The 17,674-nt window shown below is 53.0% G+C and carries 11 protein-coding genes; all 11 read right to left on the bottom strand.

Features of this window, described 5'->3' with window-relative positions; genetic code table 11:
- Window positions 1-7 precede the first annotated feature (7 nt).
- Window positions 8-649 (bottom strand): hypothetical protein, encoded by a 642-nt coding sequence (locus AB6K10_RS13475; RefSeq protein ID WP_339118990.1) that lies wholly within the window; start codon window positions 647-649, stop codon window positions 8-10.
- On the bottom strand, window positions 636-5,672 hold the full coding sequence (locus AB6K10_RS13470; RefSeq protein WP_339118989.1) for a tail fiber domain-containing protein: 5,037 nt from the start codon (window positions 5,670-5,672) through the stop codon (window positions 636-638). Before AB6K10_RS13470 ends, AB6K10_RS13475 begins: the two co-directional genes overlap by 14 nt.
- Window positions 5,673-5,723: 51 nt before the next feature.
- Entirely contained in the window at window positions 5,724-7,016 is a 1,293-nt protein-coding gene (locus tag AB6K10_RS13465; protein WP_339118988.1) for a hypothetical protein, read from the bottom strand.
- Between the two features lie 3 nt (window positions 7,017-7,019).
- Window positions 7,020-7,268: a hypothetical protein gene (locus AB6K10_RS13460; RefSeq protein ID WP_339118987.1), complete on the bottom strand. Its 249-nt coding sequence runs from the start codon at window positions 7,266-7,268 to the stop codon at window positions 7,020-7,022.
- Complete coding sequence (locus AB6K10_RS13455; RefSeq protein WP_339118986.1) at window positions 7,265-7,597, bottom strand: hypothetical protein; 333 nt, start codon at window positions 7,595-7,597, stop codon at window positions 7,265-7,267. Before AB6K10_RS13455 ends, AB6K10_RS13460 begins: the two co-directional genes overlap by 4 nt.
- A gap of 71 nt (window positions 7,598-7,668) precedes the next feature.
- Entirely contained in the window at window positions 7,669-8,154 is a 486-nt protein-coding gene (locus tag AB6K10_RS13450) for a D-Ala-D-Ala carboxypeptidase family metallohydrolase (RefSeq protein ID WP_339118985.1), read from the bottom strand.
- A 12-nt stretch (window positions 8,155-8,166) separates the two neighbouring features.
- On the bottom strand, window positions 8,167-8,487 hold the full coding sequence (locus tag AB6K10_RS13445; RefSeq protein WP_339118984.1) for a hypothetical protein: 321 nt from the start codon (window positions 8,485-8,487) through the stop codon (window positions 8,167-8,169).
- Between the two features lie 79 nt (window positions 8,488-8,566).
- Entirely contained in the window at window positions 8,567-8,947 is a 381-nt protein-coding gene (locus AB6K10_RS13440) for a hypothetical protein (RefSeq protein ID WP_339118983.1), read from the bottom strand.
- Complete coding sequence (locus AB6K10_RS13435; RefSeq protein WP_339118982.1) at window positions 8,940-9,323, bottom strand: hypothetical protein; 384 nt, start codon at window positions 9,321-9,323, stop codon at window positions 8,940-8,942. The genes AB6K10_RS13440 and AB6K10_RS13435 overlap by 8 nt, the downstream gene beginning before the upstream one ends.
- Window positions 9,324-9,326: 3 nt before the next feature.
- Window positions 9,327-17,186 (bottom strand): host specificity factor TipJ family phage tail protein, encoded by a 7,860-nt coding sequence (locus tag AB6K10_RS13430; protein ID WP_339118981.1) that lies wholly within the window; start codon window positions 17,184-17,186, stop codon window positions 9,327-9,329.
- Window positions 17,161-17,619, bottom strand: coding sequence for an NlpC/P60 family protein (locus AB6K10_RS13425; RefSeq protein WP_339118980.1), 459 nt, complete (start codon window positions 17,617-17,619; stop codon window positions 17,161-17,163). The genes AB6K10_RS13430 and AB6K10_RS13425 overlap by 26 nt, the downstream gene beginning before the upstream one ends.
- Between the last annotated feature and the right edge of the window lie 55 nt (window positions 17,620-17,674).

Genomic DNA, 17,674 nt, shown 5'->3' with positions numbered 1-17,674 from the left:
AGGGCAATTACAATTTTACAAGCTCTATTCTTGCGTCTTGACCGCTCGCTTCGCTGTCAAAAATAAGCGTTTTTAAAAGCGAAAGTGCTTGAGATCTAAACGTTCCGACGGTTACTGATCTGTCCATAATGTCGTAACTGCCATCCAAATAGAGACGCCCTGCATACGAGACAACAGCAAGGTTAATGCTACCTGCTGGAGTCCCCAATCTGACCGTATTGCCCGCTACCAATGTCCCGCCCGTTTTAAAGTTGATGCAATACATTGTGTATTTGGAAGGGTCGTTTTTGGCAGCTTCCCTTATAGAGCCGCTGCTATTGCCTGGAAGAGAAGGGGTTCCGATTTTTAGATGCGCAATTTCAGCTCCCGCCAGTGTTGTAGGTGAAATAGAGTGAAAGGTGCTTTTTCCATTGTCCCAGTAAAAATTATAGGGGCTAACGGTAGAGTAAGAGCCTGACTGAGTGACCTGGACGGTGTGCGTCGCTGCGGCAAAGTGCGACTTACCCCTTAGATGCGAAAGTGAAACGTCGCTATCTGGCCTTGCCGCCAACGTTCTCACCTGTGACTGCCCGAGGCTTATCGCCCCGGACAAACCCAACTCGGCCCTCACCTGACTCATTGATATGGATCCAGTGCTAGGCAGCGGCATTTAGTTGCTCCTGTAAAGTTTCAACTTTGGCGTTTAGCTCTTTGATGGCTTCAATAAGTAGACCCACCATATTTCCGTAGGCTACTGCCAGCTTTCCATCTTCCTGCTCGACAACGGCCTCTGGAAGCACCTGAAGAACCTCTTGAGCAATTACGCCTGTCTGTCTGAGTCCTGGCTTATCAGTCCGGTCGAACGTGTAACCACCTAGCATCTCCAGCTTAACCAGCGCTTTTTTGATAGGCTGAATGTTGGTCTTCAATCGCGCATCTGAGTAAGCCGTAATGTTGTCGGTGGAGAAAATAGAGCCGTTGTTGTTGATATAACACTGAACCGCTCCATCGCCTGAGCCGGAACGAAACTCTGCGATACGTCCGGTGGATTGGTTGGTGATGTATAGCGCTGAGCTAGTCGAGTTTCGATGAATCCACAAGTAGCCACTGTTCGATTTCGAGTCAGTGTTGACAACGCTAGACGGAAGGCTGGCAGAGGGAACACTACCCACAAAGCTGGTCGCTTTGACAGTCCCGACCACCTCCAATTCGGCAGTAGGCGAAGAGGTTTTAATACCGACATTACCAGAGAAGTAGTTTTTGTCTTCCCCTGTAACATAAAGACCGAAGCTATGACCTGTGATGGTTCCTGCTACACGGAAATACCCAGCGTAAGCATTGGTAATCGTTCCAAGGCTATGCTGAACGTAGTTGTAGGAGCCGTAGGCGTTTGTGATGGTGGATCCCGCTCGGCTCGTCAAAACGTAGTTGTAGCAGCCAATTGCGCTCGAAATCGTGCCATTTGCGCGGTTCAACACGTAGTTACGTGAACCTTCGGCCGTGTTGATAGTGGCCACTTCGTCGTTTGCGGGTCCGTTGACCACTTCGTTAAAAGCTGCTCGCTGAGTGAGCGTGTAACTTTCGGTGGAAAGATAGTCGTTACGCAGTGAGTTGTAGATGCCGTAATGCGTTCGGTTTCCGGTCAATGTGCCATCAGCGATATTGGCAACTGAATAAATAGCCGCTCGTGTGCCGTTGGCACTGAACGTATCGTTCATGTTGATGTTATAGGCCGTGCTGGGTGTGGCCGTTCCAAGCGCAATACCCGTTCCTGGCGTGATCTGAAGAGATGGCACTGTCACCATGCCATCAAAAGATACCCCTCCTTTCGCATTGAACGTTAATGAGCCGTTACCAGAAGAGGTGCTTCCTCCGTTAGCTATGACTCGGCTGTCGTAGTCGATGTTATTTCCGCTTGAGTGGAAGTCGATGAAAGGCGTTGAAGCAACCCCATCCACTCGGCCATGCTCAATCACGGCATTGCCAGCGGGGCGAATTAACAACGCGCCTGTTATCGTGTCACCTGTTTTGTTCACATAACGACCGTCATGATCGCCACTTGCAACGTGATCACTCATTGCTTTTGCGTGTAGCAGAGTAGCTTCACTGGTGCTGTTACGGGCGCTGGTAGAGCTGATGCGAGCAATTGGAACTGTGCCAGTGGTTAAGTTTGAAGCGTTGAGTGAAGTAAGCCCTGTTCCTACGCCACTGATACCTGCGCTACTGAATCTAGCTCGCTCCACGCCTGCTACAGATACACCAATGGTGTCGGCAGTGGGCCGGTATAGACCAGTATTGGTGTCGCCGGTCCAGCTAAAGGAGGGTGCTGTGACAGTATCAGAGGCGTTACCCAGGAAGCGGGCGAAGTCGACGTTACCCGAGCCTGTCAGGTTTGACATACCAGTGTAAGAGCCGGAAATACGTGCATCAGGAATCGTGCCGGAGGCAAGGTTGTTGGCATTTAACGAAGTTAGAGCCGCTCCACTTCCAATAAAGCCGCTTTGGCTCTCTACGGTGCCATAAAAATAGTGTTTGCCCGTTGAGCTTCCGTAATGAGTAAAGCTGGCATTTCGGTTGCCGATTTCAAGGAAGCCGTTTGCTCCATTTGTGACTTTTAGACCATTGATCGTCCCTTCAAGAGACGTGTTGGTCAGTAAGTTCAAAGGTTTGTTTAACGAAAACGCATCTCGGGTAATGTTTGCTACCGCTTGGGCGTTAGCGTGTATCTCAAAAACACCGTCACTTACCCACTTGAGACCTGTATCTGCATCACCAAGCGCCAAAGCTATACTGGCGTTCTGACCTAAATGATGGCCATCACCTGCAAGCATTAGTTTGCCTGTAATTACATCACCTGCTTTATTCACGTAGCGGCTATCGTGATCACCACTCAAAACATGATCATTCATAGCTTTTGCATGAAGCAGGGTGGTTTCACTAGCGCTATTACGAACACTGGTGGAGCTAATACGAGCAATTGGAACCGTGCCAGTGGTTAAGTTTGAAGCGTTGAGTGAAGTTAGTCCTGTGCCGACACCGCTTATACCTGCACTACTGAAACGTGCCCGTTCTACTCCTGCAATCGCAACACCAATAGTATCTGTCGTTGGGCGGTATAGACCGGTGTTGGTGTCGCCCGTCCAGCTAAAGGAGGGTGCCGTGACAGTATCCGCAGCATTTCCCAAGAACCGAGCAAAATCGACGCTGCCTGAACCTGTCAGGTTTGCCATGCCTGTGTAAGAGCCGGAGATCCGAGCGTCGGGAATAGTGCCGGAGGAAAGGCTGCTTGCATTCAGGGCAGAAAGGCCGGATCCATTGCCTGAAACGGTGCCCAGAAATTCAACGTTCGGGCTAGTGTAGAACATGCGCATTGCCGCGTTGGCAGGAATGCTGGTCAGAGGGTCAACTGTCCCCATCCCGATATAACCGCGACCATCGCCAGTGTAGGTGAGGTGCATCGCGGCATTGCCTTTGTAGCCAGACTCGCCGATAGAGAGGCCCGCAGCCTGCTCGACACCATTCGCGCCAGAAGTGGCACTGTTTAGAGTCAACCAGGGGTTGTTCTTTGAAATAGAAAGATCACCACCCATAGAGTCGCCAGCTTTGTTCACGTAGCGACTATCGTGATCGCCAGAGGCAATATGATCGTTCATTGCTTTGGCGTGCAGTAGGGTAGTTTCGCTACTGCTATTGCGAGCGCTGGTCGAGCTGATGCGAGCAATCGGCACCGTTCCACTTGCGAGATTGCTGGCGTTTAGTGACGTCAGACCTGAGCCGTTACCTGACGCAACACCTGTCCAGCTTACGCCGCCGCTATTCGAAACAGTGAACGTTTCAGCAATGCCAGTTCCAGTGGTGCCCACTCGCGTTCTAATGCGCAGTCCGTAGGTATCGCCGTGCTCAATAAAGCCAATTTGAGCGGTATCTTCAAAGCTCAGCGGTATTGAGGGGTTTTTGAGCGTCAAGCGCGTTGAGATGGCCGCATAATCCAGACCAGCCCAGCCTCCCATAAAGCTGGTTGCCTCCAGACTGGTATCAAATACTGTTTTGGCGATATTAGTCGTAGCGAATCGCAACTCGCCACCGGTAACAGTGCTTGGTGAAATATCGACGCTCAGGTCGCCACGAACAAGTTGGAGGTGAGATTGATAGTTGGCGTTGTTAATGACCAACTTGTTGGTCATGGTATCGCCACTTTTGCTGACACGACTATTGGCGTTGAAATTGGCGTCATTCGCAGCATCATGAGCGATCTTGGCCGCGTTCGCTGTCGCTGCCTGAGTGATCGATGTGCTGGTGACGGTGTTATTAAGCTGAACCGCACCCTGAACTGACGTGGTGGCAGCAGGTAGGCGTGCAGCGTTGACGGTGCCTGTTGCTAGATTAGAAGCATTTAGAGCGGTCAGACCGGATCCGTCACCTGAATGACCAGAGAACAAGACCTCCGCCCATTCGCCCCATGCTGTCGCGCTGCTACCTCTCAGGCGATACGCAACCTTCGGGACGCCTGGAGAGGCCACGTTTTCGTAATTGATGCCGAACTGATAAGCGGCTGTGTTCGAGTAGGTTCGCTGTGTCTTGATCCAAGCAAAGCCTGGGAAATTCGGAGTGCCGGGTCGTGTTGTCGCCCACAATCCAGTATCTCCAGGGTTAGAGGTGTTGTTGTCCCCCGTGCTGGCGAAATAATCACCGAATCGATCTAAGAACGCACCTTGAACTTGGCTGGGTTGCGTATAGCGGGCATCGCTTTGTGACTTTGTATGGTAGCGAGCGTCAGACAGGCTTTTTTCGTAGTAGCGAGCATCATGAGTGTGGCTGTCATTCGCCACGGTCACTGTGAGCGTGGCATTCGCGCTACCATCCATACTTACGGTGCCAGATGCGTGGCCAGCGAGGCTTAGAGAGTAGGGCGCTGCCAGCTTTGAGGCTGTCGCCGCATTTCCTGAAATGCCAATGCCATAGATGCCGGACAAACGTGCCACCGGCACTGTGCCTGCATTTAGGTTGGATGCGCTTAGGTAGTAGCTTGCTTGCTGACCATCGAGCAAATCGGCATCTAAACCGGACGACGCGCCATCAACCGTTTTCAACTTCTCTAGGACATCGGCAGCGGTGTAACTGGAGGCGTTCAGCTTGGTCGCCAGCGTTGCGTTAATAGAGGCGATAGCGCTATCACTACTGTTTAGCGCCGTTTCAAGCTCTTTTAGGGTGTCGTAGGCGGAACCAGCACCACCAATCAGCGCGTCGATAGCCGCACTGATATTCCCATCCACCTGAGCCTTCGTGTAGTAATCACCGCCTTGAGCCTGTAGCTTGAGATAGCGATCATCGTGAAGGTGAGTAGCGGGCGAGAAATAACTAGAAGCTCGACCGCCAAGTGTTGCTGCGTCTGCGTTGTTTAGCGCCACAACCAGCTCGCGTGTGCCGCTTAATGCTGTGATCCTAATGCCACTTCCACCCTTTACAGAAAACGTCTGAGAAGGGCCGGTTGCGCTCATAGAGCCGACGTCTGCTGAGATCGTTCCGAAGCTCTTCAGGTCTACCGACTGAGCTAGAGGCTCAACGACACCATCGGGGCGCTTGGCATACATGCGGCCATCGGCAATGTTAAGAGCGATTTCACCGAATGCCAGGTCAGCAGCCGTAGGTATTTTCCCTGGAACGGTGGAATGTTTGATGATGACTTTGTTCATTGGCAAGCCTTATTCAAAAAGGGGCCGAAGCCCCTATATCTCCGGTTCTGTTTAGAAAGTGCCGCCGTCAATGGTGAAACCTTCGATTGCGCTGGCAGAGGTTCCTGCGCCGACCAAGTTCTCCCCCAACTGCACTCGACCCGTCAGGGTGGATGCCGCGCCCACAGTCAGAGCGGCACCGACGCTAAGGTTTTGGCCAAGCACGGAGTCTTTTGTGACGCTCAGAGCATCACTCAGCGTCAGAGCGCCGGTTACTGAGAGGGCATTGCTGATACTGGTCAGCGTGTTGCTGATCGTGAGTCGCTTGGAGGTGGCGTTGTCGGTAATACCGCGAGTGCTGAAGATGTCAGTTGCGGTAATCCGTGTGCCGGTGATGTTCGCAGGGGCGGCCGCACCGATAACGGTTCCGTCGATGTTGCCACCGTTTGCATCCAGACGGTCGATGACGACGTTTCCGGTGCCATCGGTCAGAATCTCGATGTTGCCGTTAGTGTTGATAGAACGAAGCGTATTGCCGTCAAGACGCAGGTTCATCACGTCGACGAACGAAGCAAATGTGGCGACGCCAGCAACACTACCGCCTGCCAAGAAAGTGAATGTGTCGGTTACCTTTAGGGTGCTTTGCAGCTCCACGGCATTTAGGATCGACGTTTTTAGGTTGTCGATTTCCAGCTTCCGCGTTGTGGCTGCATCAGAAAGACCGCGTGTAGAGAAGTTGCCGCCTGTCTGAGTAAAGGTGCCGTTGAAGCTGGCGGATCCGGTGTTGGTGATACCGGCTGCCGTGGTGAGTCGTCCGTTGTATCGACCGGTGCCAGACACGACGGAGCTTCCGCCCACTGTTAGGTCAGTGCCGACATTTAGCGTGGTATCTAGCGCCGCATCGAAGGCCGACAGAGTGCCGGACAGCGCGATGTCTTTCATACCAGCAATAGAGGCCGGTGCCGCGCCTACTTTGCCGGTAAAGACGTCGTTGGCCTCATCCCACAACCAAGCGACCGGAGCTTCGGCACCACGATTTACCTGGAAGCCGGAGTTCTCAGAGGCGATGCCGTCAACGGGCATATCCTGGTTCAGTTCAAGAATGGCGTCACCGATGGCGACGGTGTTCGACTCGATAGTTGATTGTGAACCGCGAACAATCAGGTTTCCTTGAATTACCAAGTCGCCCGTGATGGTGTCACCACCTTTACGGATAAAGGCACCTTCGCCGCCGATAGCGCGGACACTATCGCCATCCCCGATATACAGCACTCGGGACAAATGCGAATGAGCCAGCTCGCCATCAGCGAGATTGGCCGGTGCATTGGTCGTATGCGACCGTTTGATCTGAATGATGTTGCTCATGCGTTAAAAGCTCCCGCAGTTGATCTTGATGTTTCGTAATTCGTTGGTGGATTCCCACTTTTGAGAAGATTCGCTGAACGCCATCACCGACCCCTCCTGACGAGAGTCGAGGTTGGTGTCTACTGCGCCAGAAATGATGTGTGGGCCTGGAACGCCCTGAGTGCCTACCGATGCCACCTTCACTCGACTGGCGTCGACCTGAACGACCTTGTTGTCGCTCTGCACCGTGACTTTGATCTTTACGTCGCTCATAGCTGAGTTACCCCGCTGCGAATGACGAAGTTGCCCTCAACCACCCGAACCACCTCTCGGTTGACGCTAAAGTCGGGCTGGATGATGTCTTGCCAAATCAGCAGGTCGTAGAAGAACTCCCCTTCAGGAAGATCCAAGGTTTCGCTGCTGGGCATGGCCAGGATGATTTCGCCCGTCTCAGGGGAGGGCATCTGAATGTGGCCGTTATCCGTCTCTAGGCGAGTGATAAGTCGACTGTCGGTGGTTCGTGATCGCCGAACATCCATGCGAGCCTTAAACCCGCCCAGATGAACAGGCGTCCCGTCGTTGTTGGTGTATGTGATGTCCATGCGAAAGCTGGAACCCCTTTCACAAACAATGGTGTAAACGCCCGCTGACATTGATCCTCCTAAGTAAGTGATTACTTACTATTTTGTTTCAAAGGGGAGTAGCTGGTTTTTCCGCCAGACTTCCGAGCCACGAGGACTTCGCCACGAGGACTGTCTGCAACCACACTGACATGCACCCAGCGACCGAACTCTTCGATCATCTGATCGTAGCCAGGGTGATGTTTAACGATAAAGTCGACCAACTCACGAGGCGTCATGCCAGGAACGCCGAAGTCGACTGCCTGAGCCTTCATGTGCTGAGAGCTGGTGGAGCCACCAATGGCCTTATTTAAATCAGGACAGCGATAGCCGGATGTTACGATGATAGGTAATTCACGCGCCTTGCTGTCGGTGCGATAAATGCGGTTAATCTTGTTGCGTAGCTCTTGAAGCCACCAGGACAGCCGAATGGCGTTCGGTAGTAGCTCCTGGGGGATGGTATTGTCGATGTCACGGCGGACGGCTGTCTGTGACGCCTCAAACTCTCGACGGGGGAAGTTAGGTGCAAAATGCTCCATTTGTGCCTCCTGTTATTTGATCTGCTTGACGGTTTTGTAGATTTTCGCGACCCATTCAAGAGCGCGAATGCCACCCAAGCTGGCAAAAACACCCACCAGCACGATCTCAATCTCAGATAGACCCTGGAGAAGCCCCATCGAGTAGATGGCCACTGCGCCAAGCCCAGACAGGATCATTTCGCCCAAGAACTTCTTCATATTGAAGGGTTCATCAGCGACCAGATTGCGAGCTAAATGCCCCAGCAGGACGAAGCCCACCACAATCCAGAGCAGCCGATCCTCCCAATTGATCGACGTCGCCGAAGCGGCAATGTCATTGATTTCGTCATTCACGAAAAAGCCCTCGTAGGGTAGTTGTCTACGAGGGCAATCATAGCATGTAAGTAAGCGATTACTTACTATTTTGGCCAAGTCAATCTATATCGAAAGAAAGATTCGCGCTGGCAATAATAGAGTGCATTTCCGCCGCACTAGAAGCCTCTCTGATCAGGCGCTTAGTTTTGATTCTTTTCCCCTCTAAGAGACATAACTTTTGATCTACAGAACGCCTAGCTGCGATGACGGTATCGATGACAGTTTGAAGAGGGACGCCAAGAGCCTCTGCTTCCGCCTCAATATAAGGGCCGCTGCCCAGTAATGCCTCTTGATATTTAATCTCGTAGACCATCGACTGACCGGTTCCTGGGGTCATTAGCTTCATGCGCATGGCCTCGCAAATATCATCGACCTTTTGCAGATAGCTCACTTCAGCATCCGCTCTGGTCTTGTGCTTATTGATCGCCAACTTAGCCAACTTTCACCTCCAATATCACGCGTTTGAACTCAGGGGGAGGGTTAATCTCGACCGAGTATTCTCCTGGCTCATCAAAGTCGATTTGGGTTGGTTCGCTATCTGTTTGCAAGCTGTATCCGCCGACCTCAATGACCGTGCCAATAGGAAGAGGATCGATACTTAAACTCAAACCGCTCACCTGATAGGTGATCTCCAAGATCCCCTTTTCTACGATTATGGGGCCGGAATCCTCAAAGCGAACGAAGAACAGCTCTTCGGGCACCGGACCCTCAACCTCCAATACTTGCTCAAACATATAGCGAGCAATTTCCGGTGCGCTGGCGGTGACCGTGCCGAGAATTTCACCGTTGTTTGTGTATCCAATGAACCATTTCATAAATTACCTCTGCGATACCATTGTTGAGACGCGAAGGGGCGAGGCGTATACCTCGTTGGCGCTGTAGTTCCAGCTCGCACTTTCGTATTTCCAGGCATAAGTGATGTGATACTGGACATCAAGCCAAACCCCACCCGCAGGGACGCTGGTATTGCGCATGATCGTTCCTTGGGTGGTGTGTCTGATTAGTGAGTCTGTTCTGGTATCTGCCTCACCCGACCATATAACACCTCCGTTATCTCGCCGAATGATCCGAAACTCAGCGTTATCCACATTGATAAGCTCACTTGAATTGGTTCTGTCATATCTACGGATGGCCAGAGAAAACTCCATAAATATGTTGGCTGGTCCACCTGTAGCCCCAGCCTCGACGAAGAAAGAGGTAAACGTGTGCCAATCAGACCTGTTTTCGCTGTTATCAAGCCGCATGTTGGTGCTTGAATATCCAGCCGACATATAGAAGGGAATAGTGACAGCTCGACCTTTGATCTGAAGCGTATCTACATAGGCATCCCCAGTGAAAATAGAGTTGCCATTGATCAGGGTAGAGCCTGGACGAGTCCAGTCATCAACTCTCGCTTTTGACAGTGAGCCTGCGTAGGCACGCTGACGAATCAGGCCAAGCGAATCAACCCCGGCAATCGTGACGTTATCGCTTAGATCGCCCACGAGCAGGGCGGCGTTGAAAACGCCCTGATTAAACTCGGCAGTGCCGTTCTGGCGAATGCGCCACCCTGCGGATCCGGCTGAGTAGTTGGTGCTTTGAACATCTCCCGTGAATCGTGCTGATGAGCGAACATCGAGGTTGGCTGCGTCGATGTAATCCGCCTTGATACGATTGTTTTCAACCACAACACCGCCCGTCGACGTGCGCAGTTTGCCAATCGTCAACGTCTGAATCATGGCTTCGTTCATGTAGACCGAATTGCCTGACACCAGGAAGGGCATTGCGCCATAGGTGCTGCCAGGGGCGGCCACAAAGAACCGATTGGCGATGACGCCGAAGTCTGACGTCGTGCCGTCGTTGTAGGCACCGAAACCACTGACAAAGCCATTTACGTCGAGCTTCAGGGTGTATTGCGCCCCCAAAACAGCATCCACACGATTGGCCACAACGTTAGTGACAAACCCGACACCCGCGTTACCGCTTAATCTCTGAACGCCAAAACGAGCCTCAGTGGCATTAGCCGGAGCCGTAAAAACGTGAGGGCCATACCGAACCCAGGCGTAAGTTGCGTTTTGTGTGATGCCATAGTGCGTCGCGACAGTCGAGCCATTAGCGCCAATCCACTGCACGAACGCCCGCATTCTGTTGGCAGCGCCATTGTTACCGTGGGCCATATCAAAAGAGACTGAAAATTTCTCGTCTGCTCGCACGGGAACGCTAGTTGATCGAGGCGAGTAGCTGCCTTGATCGTCGGGGAACTGCATGACGAACTTGGCCGCAATTGAGCCGCCCCGATCAATGCCTGGAATAATGGATGTTGCAGAGCTGACGCTGGTCCACCCATTTGTATCGCCGGTATAGAACGATCCGTTGGTAATGAGGTTGGTTGTATCCGCCATACCATCGACACGCTTATCGACGTTGGCAATAGAGGTCGATAAGGTTTGCTGAACGCTTGAAATCTGGCCGTTCAGAGTCGATTGAGCGGTGGTGATCTGAGCCGACAAAGCGTTGTCGGCAGAGATTCGAGCGCTCGTTTCAGTAGAAATGGCAGAAGCGTTGCTATTGGCTTTAGCCGACACCGTGTTGATCGTGGATGATAGAGCGTTGTCGGCATTTGCACGGGCGGTCGCTTCGCTGGTGATGGCGGCAGCATTTGCATTCGCCTTAGCCAATACGCTATTCACTTGGGTAGTCAGCGCGGAATCGCCATCTGCCCGCGCCTTTGACTCGTTGACTATCGACGCGGCATTAGTATTGGCTTTGGCCAACACTGCATCCACGCGAGTAGACAAGGCGCTATCTGCATTGGTGCGAGCGCTGCTTTCGCTAAGAATATCGGCGCTGTTTTTGTTTACCTTTGTGGTCAGAGTGGCGACGCTGGAAGAGACCGCGTCGACTCGGCCATCCACACGCGACACTTGGGTATTGAGGTTCGTTTGAACGCTCGCCACATCCCCCTGAAGAGACGATTGAACGGTGTCGATCTTGGCTGACATCGCATCGTCCATTCGGTAATTGACGATATTGGTCAGATACAAAGCACCGGCATAACCGTTACGACGACGAACGTAAACACGCGCCTGAGTTGCCTGAGCAGGGACTTTGAACGTTCTCGGCGCGGTTCGCTTCCAAGTTGTAGAAGCGTCGCTTACTGAGAAAGAGCTGGTGGTCGTTGTTCCGTCAGCTTTTCGCCACTGAGTGTAAACGTCAAAAACGACCGTTGCACCGGCGCTCGCGGCGTAATCCAGGCGAATCGTGTATTCATCACCCTCCGTCACAGGGAAGTAGGTGCCATACAAATAGCGATAAGAGGCATGGTCTCGATCAGCAAAAACCGCCATGTGGCTGGTAGGTGCTGCTGAAGCTACCGAGTCGCCTTCTTCTGTCTTGGCGACTACAGACACATACCCCCAGGTTCCTGGCCAACCCGCCAGATTTCCGGTCGAGAACATGCCGTTTTTAACGATGGATGCACCGTTGACGACCGTTTCAACCTCAGAGATAGCCGTTGCCAAGCTATCGCCCATCTGGCTTTGAACGGTATTGATTTGATTGGCGAGAGCTGAGTCACCGCTTGCGCGTGTGCTTGACTCGCTGGAAATCAAACCTTTGAGTTCACTATCAAGCGAAGATATTGCGCTATTGAAGCTATTGGTCAGAGCAGTGTCAGCATTGGCTCTGGTGGTGGCTTCACTGGCGATATTGGCATTGGCGGTATTTACCCTGGCATTTACGTTGTTAATGCTCGTGGCAAGAGCGCTATCTGCGCTAGCTCGCGTAGAAGATTCGCTCGAAATAGCCGCCATAACATCGCTATTGAGAGACGACAATGCGCTGTTAAACGCGTTGGTCAGTGCGGTGTCGGCGTTGGCTCGCGCTGTAGCTTCATTTGAAATGGCAGCATTCGCCGAGTTGACCCGCGAATTCACTGAGTCAATGCGAGTTGATAATGCTTCTTCGGCGCTTACCCGAACTGAACGCTCATCAAGTATCGCTGCCTCGATGACCTTCATATCTACATCGGAAGGTTGGATAACACACTGATCAACAAACGCCTGTAAGTTTGAGCCGGAGGTGTCACCCCAGATCAGCAGGTAATGCGTGTGGCCAGTTGATGCCATCGGAACCGTATAGTGGAAGCTGAGCGTTTCCCAATTGCTTGTCAGTGCGAACCGCTGCCAGCCACTTGAAATGATCGCTGTGCCGTCTGTAGTGACGTAAGAAATGGCTATTTCACGGGAAGACAGGCCAGATGTTCTATTCCAGCGAGCAGCAACGCTAACCTTCACCTTTTGGCCGACGAGGGCATCGCCTGTCGCCTTTGGAAGAGCAACCTTGACCCCTTCAAAGCTACCAGCGGCGCTCGTCGACGAAGAAACTCGACCCGAACGTGCACCTGCAAATGCACCAGAGGTTACAGTTGAAAGGGTGTGCCCAGAATCCGCCACCCATGCGTCATAATCGATCCCTTCAAAGCCGTTGACCCAGCTTGGCATAGCGTCGATTTTGGCAAAAAGAGAGGAGATGTCTGATGCAAGAGCGCTGTCAGCAGTGGCTCGCGCTGTCTTCTCGGTCGAAATGTCAGCAACATTCTTGTTTACAACCGACGTTAGCGTGTCGATGGTATTGGAGAGGGCGGTATCGCCTGAAATGCGCTGAGATCGCTCAGAGTTGACTGCGGCTGCACGGTCGCCTTGCTCTTTAGTGATCGCCGCTGCACGAGCTGAAGCCTCTGCTGCAATAGCGTTCTGACGTGCCACTCGCTCGGAGTTAATCTCGGTTGCTCTGGCCGTGGCTTCGGCGGAAATAGCGTTTGCTCTGGCCGTGGCTTCGGCGGTAACGGCTACAATACGAGCATTGCGTTCGGTGTTGATCGCCGCCACGCGCTGAGATGCCTCGTTTGCCAATCGCTGAGCGACAGAATTTGCCAGTGTTTCAGGGCCGTCGATGAGGTCGATGCGCTTGTTCAGCTCGCCCCAAAGATGCGACTCACGCACTTGACCCGCCAGAGCATCCAGAATCTCAGGGATGTCCGTTTTGGTGGTGGCCTGGACGGGATACCAGTCGCCCACGGCAAAGGCATTTACGCCGCGAATGTAGTAGTAATACTTGGTGCCGTGCTTTAAGCCAGTGTCTACCAATACCGTGCTTTGCCCCACTTTGACGGCGTTAGATTCAATCATGTTGGTGGCAAGCGCCACGTTAGATCGGCGGAACTCCCACAAAGCGCCAGGGGATAGCCCATTGGGCATCAGCTTGATGGCAAAGCTGGTTGCCTCGATGTCGACGCTGGTGGGCATTGCAGGCTTTAGAAGGTCAACGACGGTGGCCATTGACGCTGCTGACGACTGCTTGCCCGTAACATCGGTGGCTTTAATCCAGTAGATGTAAGAGTGGTTTTTGTCGGTGGAGAAGAAGCGGTTGCTGGCGACCTTTTTTACTAGCACCTTACCCGCTGCCCAACTCGCCCCCTCACGGATCTCGTAACTCACGACGTCTGGGTCGTCGATCAAGTCCCACATCAGCTCAACGCCATCCATGCCGAGCGTTGCACGGAAGTTTTGAACGACAGGGGGAAGGTCGCTCGACTTCACCACGCTGTATTCAAAGATCGGCGCGGTATCAAAGTCTGCTACACGACCAGCACCATCATAGGCCACTACCTTGAAGACCATCGTCTCGCCGAACACGCCTGTCGTGTGATAGACCGTTGCTCCTGCTGCTGCTGTGCCATGACGGAGTAATGGCCCTCCGTTACGCGACATATAAACCTGGGCGCCCGCGTAGTTGCCATCCGAAGGCTTCGACCAAGACACCACCAGATCAGAGGTGAGTGAGCCAGTGCGCATGGTCACTTCTTCTAAAACACGAAGGTCGCGAACGTGCTGAACGGCAGTGATGGGGCGGCTGTAAATCGGGGTAGGTTGCGCATTTTCAGGATCAAATACAGTGGCGTTGTATTCGATGAATTTGATCATCCGCTTGTATTCGCCATTGCCGGAGATTCCTGTGATAGAAACCGGCTTGGCGGCCGTGTTGGACTTGCCAACCATATAGTTAGCGAAGTCTTGCGGGTCGACGGATAACGGGCCTGAGAGTCGAACCTGCTGCTTAGCGGCATCGTAGGCTTGGATAGCACGCGTCTCGATGACGTCGGTATCCCAAAGCTCCACCGAATTACCCACTGACAGCCCAGAAACGTTCTCCAAGACCACTTCGAGATAACCACCCGATGCAGACATCGATAAAACGAGCAGGTCTTTAGAGCCGACTCTGATGCGCTTGCCCCGAATTGAGGTGGAAAGCCCAGTGAGGTAAATAATCTTGTTGGTGGTGTTGATGTTACTGATGACACCCGTGCCTCGAATCACCGCAGGGTGCAAAATCAGAAACGACATATTGACCGGCGCTGCTGCCAGTGACAGTGGGCGATCAACGTTAATCAGACTGCGAGTCGATCCTGGTTTTACGCGACCGGATTCGCCCCAATCAGGCATGTCATGCTGAAGAAGCACCACGTCACCCACACCGCAAGCCATCGACTCGACCGTTGCCTCAAACTGACCGGTCATGATCAGGTGTTCGTTGAGTGCCTTTTGGAAGTGAGCTTCTTTGAGCGCCTGAGCCTGATTGTCGATGCCGACCATGCGCAGTGTGGAAATGCGCTGCGGCTCTCCTCGATCTAACGCCTTCTCATTTACCACTCGAACGATGGCGGGCTTGTTGTCGTTTTCTCGGTCGAAATACTCAACCTCAAACTCGTTGGCTCGATCTTCGAGACTCTGCCAGCTAAGTTGCAGGCTACCTTCGATAATGTTTCCTGAGCCAAACATCATGACCGGCTCGGAAGCTCGATAGATGGCGAGGCTGTAAACGTTACCCACAGAAACGAAGCGTGCGCGACCAACACGAAGAACGACCTGACAGGCGTCCCAAATGTTACTCATAGAGTCAAAGACGCCGTTGAAGGTGAGTTGCTGCTGAGCGCAGAACTCCGCCCATTCAACGAACATGCGAATATCGATACGGGATAGGGGCAGGCCAGCGCCATAACGGCGGTTGGTCAGCATATCGAGCGCGATCCAGGCGGGGTTGTTCGACCACGCGGCTTTGGTTACTCGGCCGGAATAATCGTAGTGCTTGACCTTAATGCCTTTGACCAAAGCGGTAATGCGTGGCATCCCGTTGAGCTGGTCAGAAAGGCGGATGCGGACGCCGTAGAAAGCCGTGTGGTTATATCGAACGCGCTCATTGATGATTTCCGCAACATCGGTGAGCGTCACGCGATCTGTGATCAGGTCGCTTGTAGATTCATCATTCAGACGGCGAATCCGAATGTTATAGATGCCCTGAGCGAGAACAGGGGAGTCGAAAGACCGGCGAAGCGGCTGACCCGTTTTGGCCGTCACCGTCGGCTCAATGGCGTAGCGAGAGGAAGCGGTGATGGCGGGTGATGCGCCAGTCCATTCGACCTTGTAGCTTTTAGCGCCGCTACCCATGTCGTTAAGATCGACGTTGAATGCACCCGACAAGAAGCCGCTACCACTCGAAAGGGAGACGGTGTGTGTCTTGGTTTGCTTTAGAACCCAGGCACCAGAACCCACACGAACGAATAGATTGCCGGTGACTGACCGACTACCTGTTCCTGTGAGGCGCTGCTGATACTCAACGCGGAGTTTGTCGGCACTCGCGAGAATGGATGCGTCATTGAGCGGCCGATATTGCTTTGGCGAAATGCTGGTCCAGGTCGAGGTTCCCTGGCGGTTGTATTCAATCGCAAAGCTCACCGTGCGATTTAGCCGCTTGCCATCGCTCTTGTTGATTTCACTAAGGCCGCTAGGGAAAAGAAGATCGACCCGAAAACCGTCAACCACATCGGTTGTTAAATGAGTGGTATGACTGGTGGTCAGAGTGACAGACTTATTGACCATCCGAGTGGAGGCTGCGAACCAGCTAGAAATAGCCTGATTGTCCACACCAAGGCGCGTAATGGTTTCGACGTCTTCGTAGTTGGCAATCGGCTGATCCTGAACCTGGAAATCACCAATGCTCTCGATAGGGCCCTCAGAGACCACCATCTGAGAAGTGATAATCTGGGTATCGTCGACGTTTTCGGTCTTTACGTTGACCATGTTTCCGGCGTAGCGGTATTCGCCGTAGATCAGCGGAACGGAGGTTTGCTCCGTGCTGGTATTTTTGGCCCCATCAACACCGTAAGTAGAGGATTCGCTGGTATCACCATAGCCAGGGGTAGAAGGGGTAGGCATCGGCAGAAGGGCGTTGACCACCATCGCACCTGCCATGTTGATACCGGCAATGGCTGCGGAAGTAGCGACGGCTCCCCAGGTGGCTGGCACCATGTAAGGAGCCGCGACGGCTATTGCCACCATTGCGGCGATTCGTAGGACGCTTTTGCCCTTGTTGCCACCATGAGGGATCGGTATGACGGTGATGAAGTCGTCTTTTACGGGATACACAGCAGCCCATTCACCGACATCAAACAGCTCACCGTTGACCGACACCGACCATTTCTCAGGCTCGGGCAGCCCTGTCATGTAGTCGGCTAGGGATTTGCGAGGGTCGTGAATGAGCTTGGATAGCTCCCGATCCTGCATGTTGAAGCAGTTATAAACGACGACCAGATTGACGAAATCTTCGCCCACCTGATCAACGGCTATCAGTTCTGTGTTCATAGAGTCCTACCAAACGAGGTTTCCATGCTGAAAGCCGCTCAGTGCAGACGCCCCCAGCCTTCTCCCATGCGTGAATGAAGCGATCTGGGGCGATTACGATGCCAACGTGAGCCAGGACACCATCGACACGGAAGTAGGCGATAGCGCCCCTTTTGACGCCGTAGAGGAGGGTGTTTCCAAGTCGATCAGAGCCTTCAATAGCGCCCCATTCGCCTTCTTCTGGGGCGACAGGACGCCATCTAATGCCCGACTCGGTTTCACGAATAAGCAGCTTGTCCATGCCAACGTGCTTGTCTGGCGTGTGAATCTCTGGAAGCTCTTTGCCAAGACGCCTAGAGACCTCCATGCAGAGTCCGTAGCAGTCATAGGTGCCGTCTTCGCCTCTACCGTTAATGCGAAACTTGGCCGCCAACAGATCGCGGTAAGTAACCATTTACTTCCTCTTTTGCTCAAAAAAGACCTCGCAATGAGCGCAAGGCATAGTAAGT

The sequence above is a fragment of the Halomonas sp. BMC6 genome, assembly GCF_964204995.1.
In the GTDB taxonomy this organism is placed as follows: domain Bacteria; phylum Pseudomonadota; class Gammaproteobacteria; order Pseudomonadales; family Halomonadaceae; genus Vreelandella.
The sequence above is the reverse complement of the archived record's forward strand: the minus strand, read 5'-3'. Positions and strand labels throughout refer to the sequence as shown.

What these genes read in the sequence shown, in the direction of transcription:
- AB6K10_RS13455 (WP_339118986.1), bottom strand. Translation starts at nt 7,597, where the DNA reads ATGGACATCACATACACCAACAACGACGGGACGCCTGTTCATCTGGGC.
- AB6K10_RS13430 (WP_339118981.1), bottom strand. Translation starts at nt 17,186, where the DNA reads ATGAACACAGAACTGATAGCCGTTGATCAGGTGGGCGAAGATTTCGTC.
- AB6K10_RS13460 (WP_339118987.1), bottom strand. Translation starts at nt 7,268, where the DNA reads ATGAGCGACGTAAAGATCAAAGTCACGGTGCAGAGCGACAACAAGGTC.
- AB6K10_RS13475 (WP_339118990.1), bottom strand. Translation starts at nt 649, where the DNA reads ATGCCGCTGCCTAGCACTGGATCCATATCAATGAGTCAGGTGAGGGCC.
- AB6K10_RS13470 (WP_339118989.1), bottom strand. Translation starts at nt 5,672, where the DNA reads ATGAACAAAGTCATCATCAAACATTCCACCGTTCCAGGGAAAATACCT.
- AB6K10_RS13435 (WP_339118982.1), bottom strand. Translation starts at nt 9,323, where the DNA reads ATGAAATGGTTCATTGGATACACAAACAACGGTGAAATTCTCGGCACG.
- AB6K10_RS13425 (WP_339118980.1), bottom strand. Translation starts at nt 17,619, where the DNA reads ATGGTTACTTACCGCGATCTGTTGGCGGCCAAGTTTCGCATTAACGGT.
- AB6K10_RS13450 (WP_339118985.1), bottom strand. Translation starts at nt 8,154, where the DNA reads ATGGAGCATTTTGCACCTAACTTCCCCCGTCGAGAGTTTGAGGCGTCA.
- AB6K10_RS13465 (WP_339118988.1), bottom strand. Translation starts at nt 7,016, where the DNA reads ATGAGCAACATCATTCAGATCAAACGGTCGCATACGACCAATGCACCG.